This is a genomic window from Streptomyces paradoxus (assembly GCF_014202475.1).
Lineage (GTDB): Bacteria > Actinomycetota > Actinomycetes > Streptomycetales > Streptomycetaceae > Streptomyces > Streptomyces paradoxus.
Genome location: NZ_JACHGV010000025.1, coordinates 1 through 17,320 on the forward strand (window position 1 = coordinate 1; position 17,320 = coordinate 17,320).

At 71.1% G+C, this 17,320-nt stretch carries 16 protein-coding genes; 8 read left to right on the plus strand and 8 right to left on the minus strand.

The genetic code is table 11. The features are described from left to right. Positions 1-360 precede the first annotated feature (360 nt). Positions 361-1,002 (minus strand): DNA-3-methyladenine glycosylase, encoded by a 642-nt coding sequence (locus HNR57_RS38705; protein ID WP_184568045.1) that lies wholly within the window; start codon positions 1,000-1,002, stop codon positions 361-363. 144 nt (positions 1,003-1,146) lie between these two features. Between HNR57_RS38705 and HNR57_RS38710 the strand changes: the two genes are divergently transcribed. From HNR57_RS38710 to HNR57_RS38720, 3 genes are all read left to right on the plus strand, one after another. Then, entirely contained in the window at positions 1,147-1,929 is a 783-nt protein-coding gene (locus tag HNR57_RS38710) for a sporulation protein (protein ID WP_184568047.1), read from the plus strand. 40 nt (positions 1,930-1,969) lie between these two features. Continuing rightward, positions 1,970-2,509, plus strand: coding sequence for a YbhB/YbcL family Raf kinase inhibitor-like protein (locus HNR57_RS38715; RefSeq protein ID WP_184568050.1), 540 nt, complete (start codon positions 1,970-1,972; stop codon positions 2,507-2,509). A 211-nt stretch (positions 2,510-2,720) separates the two neighbouring features. After that, complete coding sequence (locus HNR57_RS38720) at positions 2,721-3,227, plus strand: HNH endonuclease (RefSeq protein ID WP_184568051.1); 507 nt, start codon at positions 2,721-2,723, stop codon at positions 3,225-3,227. Positions 3,228-3,344: 117 nt separating this feature from the next. Here the strand turns inward: HNR57_RS38720 and HNR57_RS38725 are convergent, their stop codons facing one another. From HNR57_RS38725 to HNR57_RS38735, 3 genes are all read right to left on the minus strand, one after another. Continuing rightward, positions 3,345-4,304, minus strand: coding sequence for an SPFH domain-containing protein (locus HNR57_RS38725; RefSeq protein ID WP_033310992.1), 960 nt, complete (start codon positions 4,302-4,304; stop codon positions 3,345-3,347). A 131-nt stretch (positions 4,305-4,435) separates the two neighbouring features. Beyond that, positions 4,436-4,867 (minus strand): NfeD family protein, encoded by a 432-nt coding sequence (locus HNR57_RS38730; RefSeq protein WP_184568053.1) that lies wholly within the window; start codon positions 4,865-4,867, stop codon positions 4,436-4,438. A gap of 95 nt (positions 4,868-4,962) precedes the next feature. After that, positions 4,963-5,760, minus strand: coding sequence for an ABC transporter ATP-binding protein (locus HNR57_RS38735; protein ID WP_107458775.1), 798 nt, complete (start codon positions 5,758-5,760; stop codon positions 4,963-4,965). Between the two features lie 161 nt (positions 5,761-5,921). Between HNR57_RS38735 and HNR57_RS38740 the strand changes: the two genes are divergently transcribed. After that, positions 5,922-6,707 carry an Rv1486c family protein gene (locus HNR57_RS38740; protein WP_184568054.1) on the plus strand — a complete coding sequence of 262 codons (786 nt, stop codon included), beginning with the start codon at positions 5,922-5,924 and terminating at the stop codon, positions 6,705-6,707. A gap of 198 nt (positions 6,708-6,905) precedes the next feature. Here the strand turns inward: HNR57_RS38740 and HNR57_RS38745 are convergent, their stop codons facing one another. From HNR57_RS38745 to HNR57_RS38755, 3 genes are all read right to left on the minus strand, one after another. Beyond that, a complete protein-coding gene (locus tag HNR57_RS38745; protein ID WP_030852293.1) occupies positions 6,906-7,148 on the minus strand; it encodes a chaplin in 243 nt (80 codons plus the stop codon). A gap of 156 nt (positions 7,149-7,304) precedes the next feature. Further along, the gene (locus tag HNR57_RS38750; protein ID WP_184568056.1) at positions 7,305-7,946 is read right to left on the minus strand and encodes a response regulator; all 642 of its coding nucleotides are present in this window, start codon (positions 7,944-7,946) and stop codon (positions 7,305-7,307) included. Next, complete coding sequence (locus tag HNR57_RS38755; RefSeq protein ID WP_184568058.1) at positions 7,939-9,084, minus strand: GAF domain-containing sensor histidine kinase; 1,146 nt, start codon at positions 9,082-9,084, stop codon at positions 7,939-7,941. Before HNR57_RS38755 ends, HNR57_RS38750 begins: the two co-directional genes overlap by 8 nt. A 249-nt stretch (positions 9,085-9,333) precedes the next feature. On the opposite strand from HNR57_RS38755, the gene HNR57_RS38760 reads away from it, so the two are divergent. The 3 genes from HNR57_RS38760 to HNR57_RS38770 all read left to right on the plus strand — a co-directional run bounded on the left by HNR57_RS38760 (position 9,334) and on the right by HNR57_RS38770 (position 12,144). Beyond that, a complete protein-coding gene (locus tag HNR57_RS38760; RefSeq protein ID WP_184568060.1) occupies positions 9,334-10,032 on the plus strand; it encodes an SDR family NAD(P)-dependent oxidoreductase in 699 nt (232 codons plus the stop codon). Beyond that, entirely contained in the window at positions 10,029-11,072 is a 1,044-nt protein-coding gene (locus tag HNR57_RS38765; protein WP_184568062.1) for an S-adenosylmethionine:tRNA ribosyltransferase-isomerase, read from the plus strand. The genes HNR57_RS38760 and HNR57_RS38765 overlap by 4 nt, the downstream gene beginning before the upstream one ends. Positions 11,073-11,415: 343 nt before the next feature. After that, positions 11,416-12,144, plus strand: a complete 729-nt coding sequence (locus HNR57_RS38770; RefSeq protein ID WP_161366793.1) for a transglycosylase SLT domain-containing protein — start codon at positions 11,416-11,418, stop codon at positions 12,142-12,144. A gap of 89 nt (positions 12,145-12,233) precedes the next feature. On the opposite strand, the gene HNR57_RS38775 is transcribed toward HNR57_RS38770, so the two are convergent. Then, complete coding sequence (locus HNR57_RS38775) at positions 12,234-14,756, minus strand: ABC transporter ATP-binding protein/permease (protein ID WP_184568064.1); 2,523 nt, start codon at positions 14,754-14,756, stop codon at positions 12,234-12,236. A gap of 240 nt (positions 14,757-14,996) precedes the next feature. Between HNR57_RS38775 and HNR57_RS38780 the strand changes: the two genes are divergently transcribed. Next, positions 14,997-17,210 (plus strand): streptophobe family protein, encoded by a 2,214-nt coding sequence (locus tag HNR57_RS38780; protein WP_184568066.1) that lies wholly within the window; start codon positions 14,997-14,999, stop codon positions 17,208-17,210. The last annotated feature ends 110 nt before the right edge of the window (positions 17,211-17,320 follow it).

Genomic DNA, 17,320 nt, shown 5'->3' on the forward strand with positions numbered 1-17,320 from the left:
TGAGTTCTCAAGGAACGGTCGCTTCCTTTGTACTCACCCTCTCGGGCTTTCCTCCGGGCGCTTCCCTTCGGTCTTGCGTTTCCGACTCTATCAGACCCTTTTCGATCCGATTCCCTGTCGGCGGGATTTGTCGTCCGGCCTGGGCTTTCGCCTGTCGGCCTTTCGACATTCACTACGTTAGCCGATTCCCCGTCCAACTCATAATCGAGTCCGTCGGCGCCGAATTCAGGCATGCAGGCACGCCGAATTCGCCCCTGCTGAGGGGAGTCGCTAGGTAGTGGTTTTGTCGCTTCCGGCTGCTGGCGATTGCCGTACCCGGTTCAGCGGCTCGGACTACATTACGCACCCCGGCAGGACGCGTCAACTTCGGCGGCGCCTCGGGACATGGGCCCGATAGGGGCTCACCGTGGGGTCGTTGGCGACCCAGTAGCGCCATGGGTGCACGGCGCCGTCGCCGCCCACACCGGTGCGGGGGCCGTTGAGTACCTGGTCGGAGGGGACGGGAGTGCCCGTCAGCATGCGGAGCGGGGTGTCCTCTGCGGTGCAGGCGTCCGTGCCGTCGAGGGAGCGGTCCACGTTGAGGGCCGTGGCCAGGCGGGCCGGGCCCTTGGCCAGTTCCTTGTCGTTTCGGGCCGAGAGTCGACGGGTGCGGGCCAGTTCGGCGCCCTCGATGATCTCGCCGGCACGGAGGAGGACCGCGCTCGCCTTGCCCTCGGGGCCGCAGACCAGGTTCATGCAGAACCACATGCCGTAGGTGAAGTAGACGTACACGTGACCGGGCGGACCGAACATCACGTCGTTGCGGGCCGTACGGCCGCGGTAGGCGTGGGAGCCGGGGTCGTCGGCACCGTCGTAGGCCTCGACCTCGGTGAGGCGGAGGGCGATCGGACCGTCCGGGGTGCTGCGTACCAGGATGCGGCCCAGGAGGTCGGGGGCGACATCGAGGACGGGCCGGTCGAAGAACTCCCTGGACAGGGGCGTACGGTCGGGGGTCGCGATCATGCCGTCCGAGGGTACTGGAGACGCATGGTGTCGCGGGGTGGCCGTCGGGCACCGGCCTTGCCAGGGTGGGGCATGGAACCGGCCACGGCCGGATCGCGTATGTAGGGATCAAGGATCCACCCGTAGTGGGCGAGAGGGAGAGTCATGGCGTTCAAGAAGCTGCTCGCGAGCCTGGGGGCCGGCGGGGCTTCGGTCGAGACGGTGCTGCACGAGGTCAACGTCGTGCCGGGCGGTGTCGTCCAGGGTGAGGTGCGGATCCAGGGCGGGTCCGTCAACCAGCAGATCGAGGGGCTCTCGGTCGGGCTGCAGGCCAAGGTCGAGGTGGAGAGCGGCGACCAGGAGTACAAGCAGGACATCGAGTTCACGAAGTCTCGGCTGGGCGGGGCGTTCGAGCTGCAGGCGAACGCCGTGCACGCGGTGCAGTTCGGTCTGGAGATCCCGTGGGAGACGCCGATCACGATGATCGACGGCCAGCCGCTGCGCGGCATGAACATCGGGGTGTCGACCGAGCTGGAGATCGCCCGTGCGGTGGACTCCGGTGACCTGGACCCGGTCAACGTGCACCCGCTGCCGGCGCAGAAGGCGATCCTCGACGCGTTCATCCAGCTGGGCTTCCGGTTCAAGAACGCGGATATGGAGCGCGGTGTGATCCGGGGTACGCGGCAGAAGCTGCCGTTCTACCAGGAGATCGAGTTCTACCCGCCGCAGCAGTACCGCGGGCTGAACCAGGTCGAGCTGAGCTTCGTGGCCGACCAGCACACGATGGACGTCGTGCTGGAGATGGACAAGAGGCCCGGGCTGTTCAGCGAGGGCAGTGACACCTTCCGGTCGTTCCAGGTGGGTCTGAACGACTACCAGGGGACCGACTGGACCGCCTACCTCAACCAGTGGCTGTCCGAGGTCGGCAGCAAGCGCAACTGGTTCTAGGCTCGGGGGCGACCGCAAGAAACGATCAGGAGGTACCGAGGTGACCGAGCTCAAGCGGCGGCCGCTCCCCCACGACTTCCATCCGCCCGTCGCGTCGTTCACGGTGACGAGCGCGGACGTCGAGGAAGGTGCGACGCTCAAGGACGCTCAGGTCCAAGCGGCCGGCGACACCTCGCCGCAGCTGCGGTGGGAGGGCTTCCCGTCCGAGACCAAGAGCTTCGCCGTGACCTGCTTCGACCCCGACGCTCCGACGGGCAGTGGGTTCTGGCACTGGGTGCTGTTCGACATCCCGGCGTCGGTGACCGAGCTGCCGGCCGGTGCGGGCAGCGGCAAGTTCGAGGGGCTGCCGGAGGGTGCGGTCCACGCTCGTAACGACTACGGCGGCAAGGAGTTCGGCGGGGCCGCGCCGCCGCCCGGGGACGGGCCGCACCGGTACGTGTTCACGGTGTACGCCGTGGATCAGGAGAAGCTCGGTCCGGACGCGGACGCGTCGCCCGCCGTCGTCGGCTTCAACCTGAGGTTCCACACGATCGGGCGGGCCCAGCTGATCGGTGAGTACGAGGTGCCCGCCGAGGGCTGAGGAAGCCGCCTGCCGATCCCGGCGTTCACGGAACGTTTGCCCGCTCCTGGTCTTGGAATTGATCAGGAGCGGGCATTTTTGTTGCCGGGGGTCGCGGGGGTCACCCCCCGTAGGAGCAGCAGATATTGCGTTGTCCATCTCGGCGTGCCCGGCCAGAGTTGATCCCAGCCCGCCAGGGGGTGGGCCGGTGCACACGGGAGGTGGGCTGGTTATGCGGGACACGCTGGTACTGAACGCGAGCTTCGAGCCGCTGTCGACGGTGACGTTGAATCGAGCCGTCGTTCTGGTGCTTCAGGACAAGGCCGTCGTCGAGCAGGCCCACCCCGAACTGCGGATGCGGGGAGCCGCGGTCGACATACCGGCGCCTCGCGTGATCAGGCTCTGCCAGTACGTACGGGTGCCGTTCCGAAGACGAGCGCCGTGGTCGAGGCGGGGTGTACTGATCAGGGACCGGCACCGGTGCGCGTACTGCGGGAGGCGGGCGACGACCGTGGACCACGTGGTGCCGCGGTCGCAGGGGGGTCAGGACACGTGGCTGAACACGGTGGCCTCGTGCGCGCAGGACAATCACCGTAAGGCCAACCGGACTCCGGAGGAGGCGGCGATGCCGCTGCTGCGGCAGCCGTTCGAGCCGACTCCGGCGGATGCGATGCTGCTGGCGCTGGGGCAGGAGGACTTCGCGGCACTGCCGGATTGGCTGGCACTGGACGCTGCGTGACCAGGCGCCGTCGGGCCTTGCGTGGTTCGTCGGCTGCGGGTTCGCCGTGGTTGTTCGCGCAGTTCCCCGCGCCCCCGAAGAGACGGTGGGCGCGGGGAACTCGCGTTGTGGACGCTGTCAGTCGATGGGCGGCTTCTCGCGGCGCTCCTGGGCGGGGACGCCGGCCTGGGGCGCGCCTCCGTTGCCGCCGGAACCGCCGCCGAGGCCGCCGAAGTTGCCCATGGCGCCGGAGAGGCCCTTGAGGGCGTCGCCGATTTCGCTGGGGACGATCCAGAGCTTGTTGGCGTCGCCCTCGGCGATCTTGGGGAGCATCTGGAGGTACTGGTAGGAGAGGAGCTTCTGGTCCGGGTCGCCGGCGTGGATGGCCTCGAAGACCGTGCGGACGGCCTGGGCCTCGCCTTCCGCGCGCAGGGCGGCGGCCTTGGCCTCACCCTCGGCGCGCAGGATCTGGGACTGCTTCTCACCTTCGGCGCGCAGGATCTCCGACTGCCGGACACCTTCGGCCTGAAGGATCGCGGCGCGCTTGTCGCGGTCGGCGCGCATCTGCTTCTCCATCGAGTCCTGGATGGAGGTGGGCGGTTCGATCGCCTTGAGTTCGACGCGGTTGACGCGGATGCCCCACTTGCCGGTGGCCTCGTCGAGGACGCCGCGCAGGGCCGCGTTGATCTCCTCGCGGGAGGTGAGGGTCCGCTCCAGGTCCATGCCGCCGATGATGTTGCGGAGCGTGGTGACGGTGAGCTGCTCGATCGCCTGGATGTAGCTGGCGACTTCGTAGGTCGCGGCGCGGGCGTCGGTCACCTGGTAGTAGATGACGGTGTCGATGTTGACGACCAGGTTGTCCTGGGTGATCACCGGCTGCGGCGGGAAGGGCACGACCTGTTCACGCAGGTCGATGCGGTTGCGGATGGTGTCGATGAACGGGACGACGATGTTGAGGCCCGCGTTGAGTGTCCGCGTGTAGCGGCCGAAGCGCTCGACGATGGCCGCGCTGGCCTGTGGGATGACTTGGATCGTCTTGATCAGGGCGATGAAGACCAACACCACCAGAATGATCAGGACGATGATGACCGGTTCCATCGTCGTTCCCCGTACCCTTCTCCGCCTCGGCGTCTTCGGCAGATCTTATGGTTGTCGAAGATCTTGCTGGTCGAGTCTGACAGACCGTCGCGTAGCTGGCGAGGAGTTCACTCCAGTTACGTCCTGCGAGGTCACATCACGATCGCGGTGGCTCCCTCGATGTCCACGACATCCACTTCCTCGCCTGATTCGTAGGCGCGGTCGGTGTCGAGGGCGCGGGCCGACCAGACCTCTCCGGCCAGCTTGATGCGGCCTCCGGAGGCGTCGACGCGTTCCAGGACGACGGCTCGTCTGCCCTTCAACGCCTCCACCCCGGAGGCGAACTGGGGCCGTTGAGCACGGTGCCGGTTCGCGATGGGCCGTACGACGGCGATGCCCGCGGCCGAGATGACGGCGAAGACCACGACCTGGGCGACGGCTCCGCCGCCGAAGACGCCGGTGACGACCGCCGCGGCGACGGCGCCCACCGCCAGCATGCCGAGTTCGGGCATCGCGGTGACCACGAGCGCGATGCCGAGCGCTGCCGCGCCGATCAGCCACCACAGCCATGCGTCGATTTCCACATGGTCATGGTAGGTCCGCGGGCCCTGTCGCCGACAGGGCGCCCGTGGTGTGAAATCCCGTTCTTACCCTGGGATTTGAGAGGCGGCGGGGAGGATCAGGAGAGCGGGAGGCCCTGCGCGGTCCAGCGCTCGCCCGACTGTTCGACCACGAGCGGGAGGCCGAAGCACAGGGAGAGGTTGCGGGAGGTGAGTTCGAGCTCCAGCGGGCCGGCGGCGAGGACCTTGCCCTGGCGGATCATGAGGACGTGGGTGAAGCCCGGGGGGATCTCCTCGACGTGGTGGGTGACCATGAGCATCGAGGGGGCGATCGGGTCGAGGGCGAGACGGCCGAGGCGGCGGACGAGGTCCTCGCGGCCGCCGAGGTCGAGGCCGGCGGCGGGCTCGTCGAGGAGGAGCAGCTCGGGGTCGGTCATCAGGGCGCGGGCGATCAGGGTGCGCTTGCGCTCGCCCTCGGAGAGCGTGCCGAACCTGCGGTCCAGGTATTCGCTCATGCCGAGGCGGTCGAGGAAGGCGCGGGCGCGCTGCTCGTCGATGTCCTCGTAGTCCTCGTGCCAGGTGGCGGTCATGCCGTACGCGGCGGTCAGGACCGTCTCCAGGACCGTCTGGCGCTTGGGGAGCTTCTCGGTCATGGCGATGCCGGCCATGCCGATGCGGGGGCGCAGCTCGAAGACGTCGGTGCCGGGGCGGCCGAGGGTCTCGCCGAGGATGGCGGCGGTGCCCGAGCTGGGGAAGAGGTAGGTGGAAGCGAGGTTCAGGAGGGTGGTCTTGCCGGCGCCGTTCGGGCCGAGGATGACCCAGCGCTCGCCCTCCTTGACCGACCAGGAGACCTGGTCCACCAGAGCCCGGCCCTCACGGACCACGGATACGTCCTGAAGCTCCAGAACATCGCTCATGAGCGCGTTGTCTCCCCTTGCAGTGTGGCCGGTCTCGGCTGTCGCGTAAGCCTGTGGCTCGGTCCGCCGCGCCGGTGGGCGCAGCCCTCCATGAAATCTACGCCACCGCCCGGCCGGGGCATTCCCTCGGTCCGGTCCTTGGAGGGTCCTAGGGTGGAGACATGCTCTCGGAACCACGTGCTGGACGTCTCGCAGCTTGGGGAAATGCCCTTTTGGCCGGACTTGTCTCGCCGGACGACGCCGTTCTGGCCGTCGTCGGCGCGGACGCGGTGCATCGGGTGGAGGGGTTGCCGGGTGAGTCGGGGCAGGTCGGGCTGACGCTCGCGCTCGGGCGGTTGCGGACGCTCGGGGTGACCGGGCTGCGGGTGGCACTGCCCGCGCCGGGGCATCCCCTGGGGCTGAGCGGGCCGCCGGAGTTCAACGCGCGTGCGCTGGAGGCCGAGGAGGCGGTGGTCTGTCACGGGGCCGCTTACGGGCTGGTGCCGGACGTGTACGAGGCCGGGCCCGAGGGTGTGCAGGTCGAGGTGGTGTGGCATGTGCTGCCCGTGCGGGAGGCGCCGCCCGCTGATGTGCCGTCGCTGAGCGAGGCGGAGCGGGAGCTGGCGGAGGCCCTGCGGGAGGCCACGGAGGTGCTGACGCGGCTGGATGTGGCCGGGACGGGGCCGGTGGCGGAGGCGGCGATCGATGCCTACCGGGCGCGGGCCGAGCGGGGGCGGGAGGTGCTGGCGCCGGGGTATCCGCCGCGGGCCGTGCGGGTGCTGGAGCTGGCGCAGCGGGTGGGGACGCTGATCGCCGTGGCGACGGAGCGCGGGCACGGGGGCGCGGTGAGTTCGTCGGAGATCGCCGCGCGGCGGGAGGCGTTGCGGCCGGTGGAGCGGACGGCTCGGCGGGCGCAGGTCGCGGCGTACAACTCCGTTGTGGAGGAGCGGGAGCGGGGGGTGCGGTGACTGTCGGTTCCCGGTAGTCGGCGTCGGCACGAGCACCTGGGGGCTTCGCCCCCAGACCCCCGTCGGCCTGAACGGCCTCGCCCTCAAGCGCCGGACGGGCTGGATCGCACGGCACTGCACGGCACACATGCCGGACCGGCCTCCCGGGCAGGACCGGGAGGCCGGTGTCACTTCCGGCTCGGAGACGGAGGTGGAGCGTCAGTGGTTGACGGCGAGGTTGCCGAAGGCCGGGTTCAGGATGCCCACGACGTTCACGCTGTTGCCGGACACGTTGACCGGGACGTGCACCGGGGCCTGGACGACGTTGCCCGAGCCGACGCCCGGGGAGCCCACGGCCTGGCCGTCGGCGTGCGCGCTGGTGGCGGAGGCCATGCCCGCGCCGGCGGCCAGCAGGCCACCCGTCACCATCGTCACGGCCGCTGCCTTCTTCAGGTTCTTCACTTCTGAGCCCTCCTTGCGTTTGCCGCGGCAGGCGCCGCAGCACGCACTGGAGAACGGCGGAGATCCATCGAGGTTGCGCCATCCGAGGGACGTTCCCACGACAGTATGAATCTCAGCCCGGAACGCAACCTTCCGTGCTGCCGTGGGGGAAGCCCGTCAGCCGGTCACGCCATGACGAACGGCCCACAGGGCGGCCTGCGTTCGGTCGGCCAGGTCGAGCTTCATCAGGATGTTCGAGACGTGGGTCTTGACGGTCTTCTCGGAGAGGACGAGCGCGCGAGCGATCTCCCGGTTGGAGCGGCCGTCCGCTATCAGCCCGAGCACCTCGCGCTCCCGCTCGGTGAGCGAACCGGCCCTGCCCGTCCCCGTGTTGGACTCCTCCTGCGCCAGCAGGGCACCGGCGACCTCCGGCTGGAGGAGGATGTGCCCGGCGTGCACCGAGCGGATGGCCCCGGCGAGGGCGTCGGGGTCGACGTCCTTGTAGACGTACCCGGCGGCGCCGGCGCGCAGGGCCGGGACCACCGTGCGCTGCTCGGTGAAGCTGGTGACGACCAGCACGCGCGCGGGGTTGGCCAGCTCGCGGAGTCTGCGCAGGGCGTCGACACCGTCCATGCCCGGCATCTTGACGTCCATGAGGATGACGTCGGGCTTCAGCTCCTCGGCGCGGTCGACTCCTTCGGCGCCGTCCGCCGCCTCGCCGACGACCTCGATGTCGTCCTGCACTTCGAGGAAGGTGCGCAGGCCCCGGCGGACGACCTGGTGGTCGTCGACGAGCAGGACCTTGATCGCGTCAGCCACCGGGAACCTCCATCTCGATGACGGTGCCCTTGCCGGGCACCGATTCCACGGTCAGCGTGCCGCCGGCGCCGCTCGCCCGGTCCCGCATGGAGACCAGGCCGAGATGGCGTCCCGCGCGACGCACCGCCTGCGGGTCGAAGCCGCTGCCGTCGTCCGTGATCCGCAGGACGGCTCCGCCGCCGCGGCGGTCCAGGGTCACATCGACGTGGTCGGCGCCGGAGTGGCGCAGGGCGTTGTGCAGGGCTTCCTGGGCGACGCGCAGGAGGGCTTCCTCCTGGGAGGCGGGCAGGGCCTTCACGCCGTGGCCGGCGAAGGTGACGCGGGCGCTGTGGGCCCGGTCGAGGACCTGGATCTGTGTCCGGAGGGTCGCCACGAGGCCGTCCTCGTCGAGGGCGGCGGGGCGCAACTCGACGACCGCCGCGCGCAGTTCGTCGGCGGCCTCGGCGGCGAGGACGGCCACCTGCTGGAGTTCACCCTTGGCGCGGGAGGGGTCGCGGTCCACCAGGCGGGCCGCGGCCTGGGCGGTCAGCCGCAGGGAGAACAGCTTCTGGCTGACCGCGTCGTGCAGTTCGTGGGCGAGGCGGGAGCGTTCCTCGGCGATGGTGAGTTCACGGCTGCGCTCGTAGAGGCGGGCGTTGGTGAGGGCGATCGCGGCGTGCTGGGCGAGGATGCCGAGCAGTTCCTCGTCGTCCGCCGTGAAGCCGCAGCCGCCTTCGGGTTTCTCGCAGTTCTTGTTCGCGAGGAAGAGCGCGCCGATGACCTCGTCGCCGTCGCGGATCGGCAGGCCCAGGAAGTCGACCAGGTCCGGGTGGGCCTTCGGCCAGCCCTCGAAGCGGGGGTCCTTGCGGACGTCGGCGAGGCGCTCGGCCCTGGCCTCGTGCAGCATCGCGGCGAGGATGCCGTGCTGGCGCGGGAGGGGGCCGATGGCCTTCCACTGTTCCTCGCTGACGCCGTCGACCACGAACTGGGCGAAGCCCCCGTGGTCGTCCGGCACGCCGAGCGCGGCGTACTGCGCGTCGAGCAGCTCGCGGGCCGAGGCGACGATCGTCTTGAGGACGTCGCGCACCTCGAGATGCCTGCTCATGGCCAGCAATGCGGAGCTCACCGCGGCGAGGCCGGACCGGGGACCGTGACTCATGTCCTCACGGTACCGGCGGGCTGTGACAGCGCGGATCGGACCGGTGGCGGCGGGTGCCCGGTCCGGTGGGCCTAGGTCGCAGGGCTGAGACGGCCGGATGCCGGGTGCGGGACCGGGGCCGCCGGGCCCGTGGCCTAGGGCGAAAGGACCCGGCGGACCGGGGCCCGCGTCCGAGGCGGGCGGGGTGGCGCCGTTCCTACGGTGTGGCCACGGCAGTGGGGCCACGCGGTCACGACGAGGGAGCGGATCATGCCGGTTGCGATCATCACCGGGGCGTCGAAGGGCCTGGGGCGGGCGCTGGCCGAGGCCCTGGCCGGGCGCGGCTGGGACCTGGTGCTCGACGCCAGGGGCGCGCGGGCGCTGGCGGACACGGCCGGGGTCGTCTCCGCGCACGGGACGCGGGTCTCCGCCCTGCCGGGGGACGTCACGGACGCCGCGCACCGGGCCGAGCTGGTGTCGGCGGCCCGGCGGCTGGGCGGCGTCGACCTGCTGGTGCACAACGCGAGCGCGCTGGGCGCCGAGCCGCTGGTCAGACTGGAGGAACTGTCCCTGGAGGGGCTGCGCCGGGCGCTGGAGGTGAACCTGGTGGCGGGGCTGGCCTTGGTCCAGGGCACGCTGCCGCTGCTGCGGGCCTCGAAGGCGGGCACGGTCGTCGCCGTCAGCTCGGACGCGGCCGCCGAGGCGTACGCGACCTGGGGCGGTTACGGGGCCTCCAAGGCGGCACTTGATCATCTGGTGGCCGTGCTCGCCGTGGAGGAGCCGGGGCTGCGGGTGTGGGCGGTGGATCCCGGGGACATGGCCACGGACCTGTACGCGGCGGCCGTTCCGGACGACCGGGAGCCGCGGCCGGAGCCCTCGGCCGTGGTGCCGGGGTTTCTGCGGCTGCTGGACGAGCGTCCGGCGAGCGGGCGGTACGGTGCCCCGGCCTTGCTGGACGGGCCCCGATGACGTTGGCCGTGCGCGTGCCGGAGGAGCTGTCGGCCCGGGTTCCCATCGAGCAGCGGGGGCCGGGGCTGGAGCGGGATGCCGTGCGGATGCTGGTGTCGCGGGGTGCCGAGGTGGCGCACCACGCGTTCACGGAGCTGCCCTTGCTCTTGCGGGCCGGGGACCTGCTCGTGGTCAACACCTCGGCCACGCTGGCGGCGGCCGTGGACGGCTGGACCGGGCACGCGCGCGTGGTGGTGCACTTCTCCACCCCCGGAGACGACGGCCGCTGGGCGGTGGAGCTGCGGGAGCCCGACGGGCGGGGCACCACGCGCGCGCGTGCGGGCGGGCCCGCGGGAAGGGCGGTGCGTCTGCCCGGGGGCGTACGGCTCGTGCTGGAGGAGCCGCTGAACCGGCACGGAGCGCGGCTGTGGTGGGGGCAGGTGTCCGGGGGCGGGGTGCCGGAGCTCCTGCGGGAGTACGGGCGGCCCATTCGCTACGCCTACACGGAGCGGGACCAGCCGCTGTCCGTCTACCAGACGGTGTTCGCGCTGCCGTCGGCGGACGGGGCCGGCAGCGCGGAGATGCCGAGCGCCGCCCGGCCCTTCACAGCTCGCCTGGTGGCGGAGCTGGTGAGCCGGGGGGTGCAGTTCGCGCCGGTCACACTGCACACGGGGGTGGCCTCGGCGGAGGCGCACGAGCCGCCGTACCCGGAGCGCTTCGCGGTGCCCGGGGCGTCCGCGCGGCTGATCAACGCGGCGAAGGCCGGTGGGGGCCGGGTCGTGGCGGTCGGGACGACGGCGGTGCGGGCCGTGGAGTCGGCGGTGGGCACCGACGGGGCCGTACGCGCGCGTGCCGGGTGGACCGATCTCGTCGTCACGCCGGAGCGGGGCGTGCGGGTGGTGGACGGGCTGCTGACCGGGCTGCACGAGCCTGAGGCCTCGCATCTGCTGATGCTGGAGGCGGTCGCGGGGCGGGTGGCGGTCGAGCGGGCGTACACGGCCGCGCTCCAGCACCGGTACCAGTGGCACGAGTTCGGGGACGTGCACCTCGTACTGCCCTGAAAACCCCTCACAGACAGCATCGCTTGTGCAACGGGCGGTGAGAACGCATGCCGCCCGGTGTGAGCCCGCGCATAGGGCGCACGTCACGTACGAAAGTGCGTAGGAGACAAAGCCCCACCTTTTGAGCGGCGCAGATCGTCTAGTCTGCCCCGATTTGCCCCTCCCTGATCCACTATCTTCCTTCGTACGTCACACCTTTGCCACGCCATTTTGCGGCCGCTAAGAATTGCTGACGTCGCTCAGCGCCGTGGGTTCACCTCCGCGGCGTTCGTGTCGGAAACACACCGAGTCCAACGCCGGACGCCGAGCGACTCCCGCGCTATTCGAAGAGGTCCACAGCAGCATGCCCAAGAACATCTTCAGCCGTGTTCAGAGTCGTAGCCTGACCCGTCACCACAAGATCGCCATGGCGGGTGTCGCCACCCTCGGCGCCGCCGCCATCGGGTTCTCCGCAGTGCCGAGCGGTGCCTCGACCAAGACCACGACCGAGGCCGCTCAGCCGGCTGCGGTGGCGTACAGCACCCAGCAGATCAAGGACGTCAAGGCGAGCGTCACGGACCAGATGGCCGGCGCCAGCCTGAAGGCCGAGCAGATCGCGGCGAAGAAGAAGGCCGACGCCGCGGCCGCCGCCAAGAAGAAGGCCGCCGCCGAGGCCGCGAAGAAGAAGGCCGAGGCCGCGCGCGAGGCGAAGGAAGCCGCGAGCCGCGCCGCCAAGCGCGCCGAGGCCAAGAAGGCCGCCAAGAAGACCTACCCGAACAACCTCGACGGCTGGATCCGCGAGTCGCTCGACGTCATGAAGAAGCACGGGATCCCGGGCTCCTACGACGGCATCAAGCGCAACATCATCCGTGAGTCCTCGGGTAACCCGCGGGCGATCAACAACTGGGACATCAACGCCATCAACGGCATCCCGTCGAAGGGCCTGCTGCAGGTCATCCCGCCGACCTTCAAGCACTGGCACGTCCCCGGCACCTCCTGGGACATCTACGACCCGGTAGCCAACATCACCGCCGCCTGCAACTACGCGGCCGACAAGTACGGCTCGATGGACAACGTCGACAGCGCGTACTGAGGCCGGCGCGGGACTCTGCTCGCTGTACGAACGCCGAAGGGCGGCACCCTCCTGACGGGGTGCCGCCCTTCGGGCGTCGTCGGCGCCGGCTACTTGCGCATGACCTCGGGCTCGTGGCGGCGCAGGAAGCGGGCCACGAAGAAGCCGCAGATCACGCCGAGGACGAGGAGCGCGCCCATGTCCATGGCCCAGGCCCCGACCGTGTGCTCCCACAGCGGGTCGTTGTCACCGGCCGTCTCGGGCGGGCTGATCTTGTTGAAGTCCAGCGTGGCACCGGCGGCGGCGACCGCCCAGCGCGACGGCATCAGGAACGAGAACTGGTTGACGCCGATCGAGCCGTGCAGCGCGAACAGGCAGCCGGTGAAGACGACCTGGATGATGGCGAACATCACCAGCAGCGGCATGGTCTTCTCGGCGGTCTTCACCAGCGAGGAGATGATCAGGCCGAACATCATCGACGTGAAGCCCAGCGCCATGATCGGGATGGACAGCTCGACGAGGGTCGCGCTGCCGAGGACCAGGCCCTCCTCGGGGATCTCACGGCTGGAGAAGCCGATGACGCCGACCAGCAGGCCCTGGAGCACGGTGATCATGCCGAGCACGAACACCTTGGACATCAGGTACGCCGATCGCGAGAGGCCGGTCGCGCGCTCCCGCTCGTAGATGACGCGTTCCTTGATCAGCTCTCGGACCGAGTTCGCCGCGCCCGCGAAGCAGGCGCCGACCGCGAGGATCAGCAGGACCGTGGTGGCCGTGCCGTTCGGGATGATCCGGCCGGTCTGCGCGTTGGCCGGGTTGGGCAGCAGGCCCTTGTCGGCGTCGATGAGCAGGCTGACCGCGCCGAGCACGGCCGGCAGGATCACCATCAGGGCGAGGAAGCCCTTGTCGGAGGCGATCACCGAGACATAGCGCCGGACAAGCGTGACGAACTGCGACATCCAGCCCTGTGGCTTCGGCGGCTTCATCGCCTGCATCTGCGGAACCTGTACGGACTGCGGCGCAACGGCGTCGATGTCCGCGGCGTACATCTGGTAGTGCTGCGAGCCCTTCCAGCGGCCCGCCCAGTCGTAGTCGCGGTAGTTCTCGAAGGCGGAGAAGACATCGGCCCAGGTGTCGTAGCCGAAGAAGTTCAGCGCCTCCTCGGGCGGGCCGAAGTAGGCGACCGAGCCGCCCGGCGCCATCACCAGCAGCTTGTCGCAGATCGCCAGCTCGGCCACCGAGTGGGTGACGACCAGGACCGTACGGCCGTCGTCGGCGAGGCCGCGCAGCAGCTGCATGACGTCGCGGTCCATGCCCGGGTCGAGGCCCGAGGTCGGCTCGTCCAGGAAGATCAGCGACGGCTTGGTCAGCAGCTCCAAGGCGACCGAGACGCGCTTGCGCTGGCCGCCGGAGAGGGACGTGACCTTCTTGTCGCGGTGGATGTCGAGCTTGAGCTCGCGCAGCACCTCGTCGATGCGGGCCTCGCGCTCGGCGCCCGTGGTGTCCGCCGGGAAGCGCAGCTTGGCCGCGTACTTGAGGGCCTTCTTGACGGTCAGCTCCTTGTGCAGGATGTCGTCCTGCGGGACCAGACCGATGCGCTGGCGCAGCTCGGCGAACTGCTTGTAGAGGTTGCGGTTGTCGTAGAGCACCTCGCCCTGGTTGGCGGGCCGGTAGCCGGTGAGCGCCTTGAGCAGGGTCGACTTGCCGGAGCCGGACGGGCCGATGACCGCGATCAGCGACTTCTCCGGGACGCCGAAGGAGACGTCCTTGAGGATCTGCTTGCCGCCGTCGACCGTCACGGTCAGGTGGCGGGCGGAGAAGGACACCTCACCGGTGTCGACGAACTCCTCGAGCCGGTCGCCGACGATACGGAACGTCGAGTGGCCGACGCCGACGACGTCGCTCGGGCCGAGCAGCTGGGAGCCGCCCTTGGCTATGGGCTGGCCGTTGACGTACGTGCCGTTGTGGGAGCCGAGGTCCCGGATCTCCATACGGCCGTCGGGCGTGGCGTGGAACTCGGCGTGGTGCCGGGAGACCTGCAGGTCGGAGACGACCAGTTCGTTCTCCAGGGCACGGCCGATGCGCATCACGCGGCCGAGGGAGAACTGGTGGAACGTGGTCGGGCTGCGGTCGCCGTAGACCGGAGGTGCCCCCGCGACACCACCGGGACCCTGCTGCTGCGGGATGTGCGCCGCGGCCTGCTGCGGCTGCTGCCAGCCGGCCTGGGGAGCCTGCTGCTGCGGCGGCTGCTGGGCCGGGGCCTGCTGCCCCCAGGCCGGGTTCGCGCCCTGCGCGGCGTACGGCTGCTGGGGCTGGGCCTGCGGCGTGGCGACGGAGGCCGCTGCGCCGGAGAGGTTCAGGCGCGGGCCGTCGGTCGCGTTGCCCAGGTTGACGGCCGAGCCGGGGCCGAGCTCCATCTGATGGATGCGCTGCCCCTGCACGAACGTGCCGTTGGTGCTGCCGTGATCCTCGATGACCCAACTGCGGCCGTTGAAGCTGACCGTGGCGTGACGCCAGGAGACCCTGGCGTCGTCGAAGACGACGTCCCCCTGCGGATCACGTCCGAGGGTGTATGCCCTGGACGGATCGAGCGTCCAGGTACGTCCGTTTGATTCCAGTACGAGTTCCGGCACTCCAGCCCCACTGAGTTGTCCCCCGAGTTACCCCCGACATGGGGAGTCTAGGGATGTCGAACATCGGGGGGAACTATTTCAGGAGCGGCCCCCTGACCGAAAGTCGGGCCTTGTGCAGACCGCGTTCGGACGCATCAGCCGATTCCGTTGACGGGGTTGAAACCGGGCCGGAGAGTGGTATTTCGACGCGAGGGGGACATGCATGGTGTTCCTGCCGCGCAGCGGATCGGGGGGTCTGCCATGGGTGCTGCCGCAAGGGCCGGGACGGCGAGGGACGACGTGCGCGTGCCGTGGGGGGACGTGCTGATGTCCGCCGTGGCCGCCGTGAGCTGGGCGTTGATCGGGATGGCGGGGACGGCTGCGCTGGGCCTGCGGCTGCTGGAGGCCGACTCGGCGGGCTCTCTGGGGCCGATGACCGCGGCGGTGGTTGCCCTCGGGGCGGGTGGTTCGGTCACGCCGTCCGGTGAGGTGTCGGCGTTCGGCCTCACGGGCGCGGAGGCGGACACGGCCATCGAGATCACGCCACTGGGGGTGAGCCTGGTCGGAGCGGTGCTGCTGTCGTGGTTCTTCCTGAGGTCCTTGCGGGCGGCGGGAGTTGTGATCTCCCGGGCCGAACTGCTCGCGCGGGCGGGCACGGTGGTGGCGTTGTTCGTGGCGATGCTGGGCGGTCTGGCGTGGGCGGGCCACGACGTCATCACCATCGACGGCGGGTCGCTGGGGCTCGACGACGTGACCGGCGGGAGCGGGGGCGTCGAGATCCCGGGGCTCGGGGACGTCGGGGGGCTGCTGCCGGACCGGCTCGGCGATCTGGTCGACGCGCAGGCCTCGGTCGGCTTCACGGTCGACACCGCCCCGACGCTGCTCGGCGGGTTCGGCTGGTCGGCCGGGATCCTCCTCATCGCACTGCTGGCCTCACGCCGTACGCCGCTGCCGCGGGGCTGGGAGGCCGTGCACCGCGTCGTGCGGCCGGCCGTGTCGGCGGTGGTGACCGTGCTGCTGGTGGCGGTGGCGGCGGGGTTCGCAGCGGCGGCGTACGCGGCGACCGGCGACGACCGTCCCGAGCGCATCGCGGGCGCGGCGCTGCTCGGGGCACCGAACGGGGTGTGGCTGGGCATCCCGCTCGGCCTGTTCGTGCCGTGGGACGGACGCGCCACGGGCGAACTGATCCGCTTCCTGCCGGACCCGATGGACGACCTGCTCGGTGCCGGGTCCGAACGGCCGGTGACGCTGGGCCGGCTGGCCGAGCTGGACGGCCGGGTGTGGCTGCTGGCGGTGGCGGCGGGGCTGATGATGCTGCTGGCCGGTGTGTTGACGGCCGTACGGACGCCGGTCGGGGACAAGCCCCGCGCGCTGCGTTTCGCGGGGTGGTGCGCGTTGCGGCTGGGGCTCGCGACGGCGCTCGCCCTGCCGTTGCTGGCCTGGCTGACGGACGTCTCCGTGACCGCCTCCCTGTCCGTGCTCGGCTTCGACGCCTTCGGCGGGGGCATCGAACTGCACGGCCACCTGGGCCCGGCGCTGCTGCTGGGCGCGGTGTGGGGCGCGGTGGCCGGGGCCGTGGGGGCGTTGCTCGCGTGGGGGTGCGGTGCGGCGGGGCGCCGGGCGACGGCGTCGGCCCGGGGAGAGGGCTTGGCCCTGGCCGGCGAGGCAGCGGGCATGCCTGGCCAGGGTTTGCCCTTGGCCGGTGGGACAGCGGGCCTGCCTGGCGCCGGACGGCCCGGGGGCGAGGGCGGGCCAGGGGCGGAGGGGCGGCATGCCGAGTACGGGGCCTCCGGTGCCGGGCAGGCTGCGCCGGGGGGTGGCCGGGGGCCGACGGGGTGGGGCGAGAGCGCCGGGCGGGGCCGGCCGGGGGGCGGTGCGGGGCGGCCTGGAGAGGACGCCGGTGGCGGGCAGGGCCCGGCGCGGTACGACGGGGGCGCCGGGCAGGCCTGGCCGGGGGACGGTGCGGGGCGGCCTGGAGAGAACGCCGGTGGCGGGCAGGCCCGGACCTGGGGTGGCCCGGGGCGAACCGAGGCCGGCCCCGGTCCAGTGCCGCACGACGAGGGTGCCGGCCGCGGTGTGGGGCGGTACGACGCGGGCGCCGGTGCAGGACGACCTGAAGACGCCGCCGGCGGCAGGCAGCCCGGAGCCCGGGGTGAGGAAGCCGGGCCCTACGCCCCAGGCACGCCCTACCGGCCGCCGAACCCGGGCACCAATCCGTACCTCCGGGTGCCCGACGAGCTGCGAGAGCCGCAGGAGGCACGGCCTCCCGGGGCGGACCCGCCCTCCGGGGCCGAGGACGACGCAGCGCCGGACGACGGACCCCCAGCCCCCGGCGACGTCTACGGCGCCCCCACCGTCGTACGGCCGGTCGGGCCGCCCCCGCGTGGCCCCCGGCAGTCGCCCGGGCCGAGGAACGGGAACGGGCCGCCGCCTCCTCCTCCGCCTCCCCCGCGGCAACCACGCGGCGGGAGGTGACCGGCCAGGGCGCCGGACGCCCCGCCCGTACCGGTACGTAAGGTTCACGCCGTCCACACGACATGCAGTGTTCGCTGTCCGCCAGACGGACCTCGGGGGCGGTATGCCCT

What these genes read in the sequence shown, in the direction of transcription:
- HNR57_RS38705 (WP_184568045.1), bottom strand. Translation starts at nt 1,002, where the DNA reads ATGATCGCGACCCCCGACCGTACGCCCCTGTCCAGGGAGTTCTTCGAC.
- HNR57_RS38710 (WP_184568047.1), top strand. Translation starts at nt 1,147, where the DNA reads ATGGCGTTCAAGAAGCTGCTCGCGAGCCTGGGGGCCGGCGGGGCTTCG.
- HNR57_RS38720 (WP_184568051.1), top strand. Translation starts at nt 2,721, where the DNA reads ATGCGGGACACGCTGGTACTGAACGCGAGCTTCGAGCCGCTGTCGACG.
- HNR57_RS38725 (WP_033310992.1), bottom strand. Translation starts at nt 4,304, where the DNA reads ATGGAACCGGTCATCATCGTCCTGATCATTCTGGTGGTGTTGGTCTTC.
- HNR57_RS38735 (WP_107458775.1), bottom strand. Translation starts at nt 5,760, where the DNA reads ATGAGCGATGTTCTGGAGCTTCAGGACGTATCCGTGGTCCGTGAGGGC.
- HNR57_RS38740 (WP_184568054.1), top strand. Translation starts at nt 5,922, where the DNA reads ATGCTCTCGGAACCACGTGCTGGACGTCTCGCAGCTTGGGGAAATGCC.
- HNR57_RS38755 (WP_184568058.1), bottom strand. Translation starts at nt 9,084, where the DNA reads ATGAGTCACGGTCCCCGGTCCGGCCTCGCCGCGGTGAGCTCCGCATTG.
- HNR57_RS38760 (WP_184568060.1), top strand. Translation starts at nt 9,334, where the DNA reads ATGCCGGTTGCGATCATCACCGGGGCGTCGAAGGGCCTGGGGCGGGCG.
- HNR57_RS38765 (WP_184568062.1), top strand. Translation starts at nt 10,029, where the DNA reads ATGACGTTGGCCGTGCGCGTGCCGGAGGAGCTGTCGGCCCGGGTTCCC.
- HNR57_RS38770 (WP_161366793.1), top strand. Translation starts at nt 11,416, where the DNA reads ATGCCCAAGAACATCTTCAGCCGTGTTCAGAGTCGTAGCCTGACCCGT.
- HNR57_RS38780 (WP_184568066.1), top strand. Translation starts at nt 14,997, where the DNA reads ATGGGTGCTGCCGCAAGGGCCGGGACGGCGAGGGACGACGTGCGCGTG.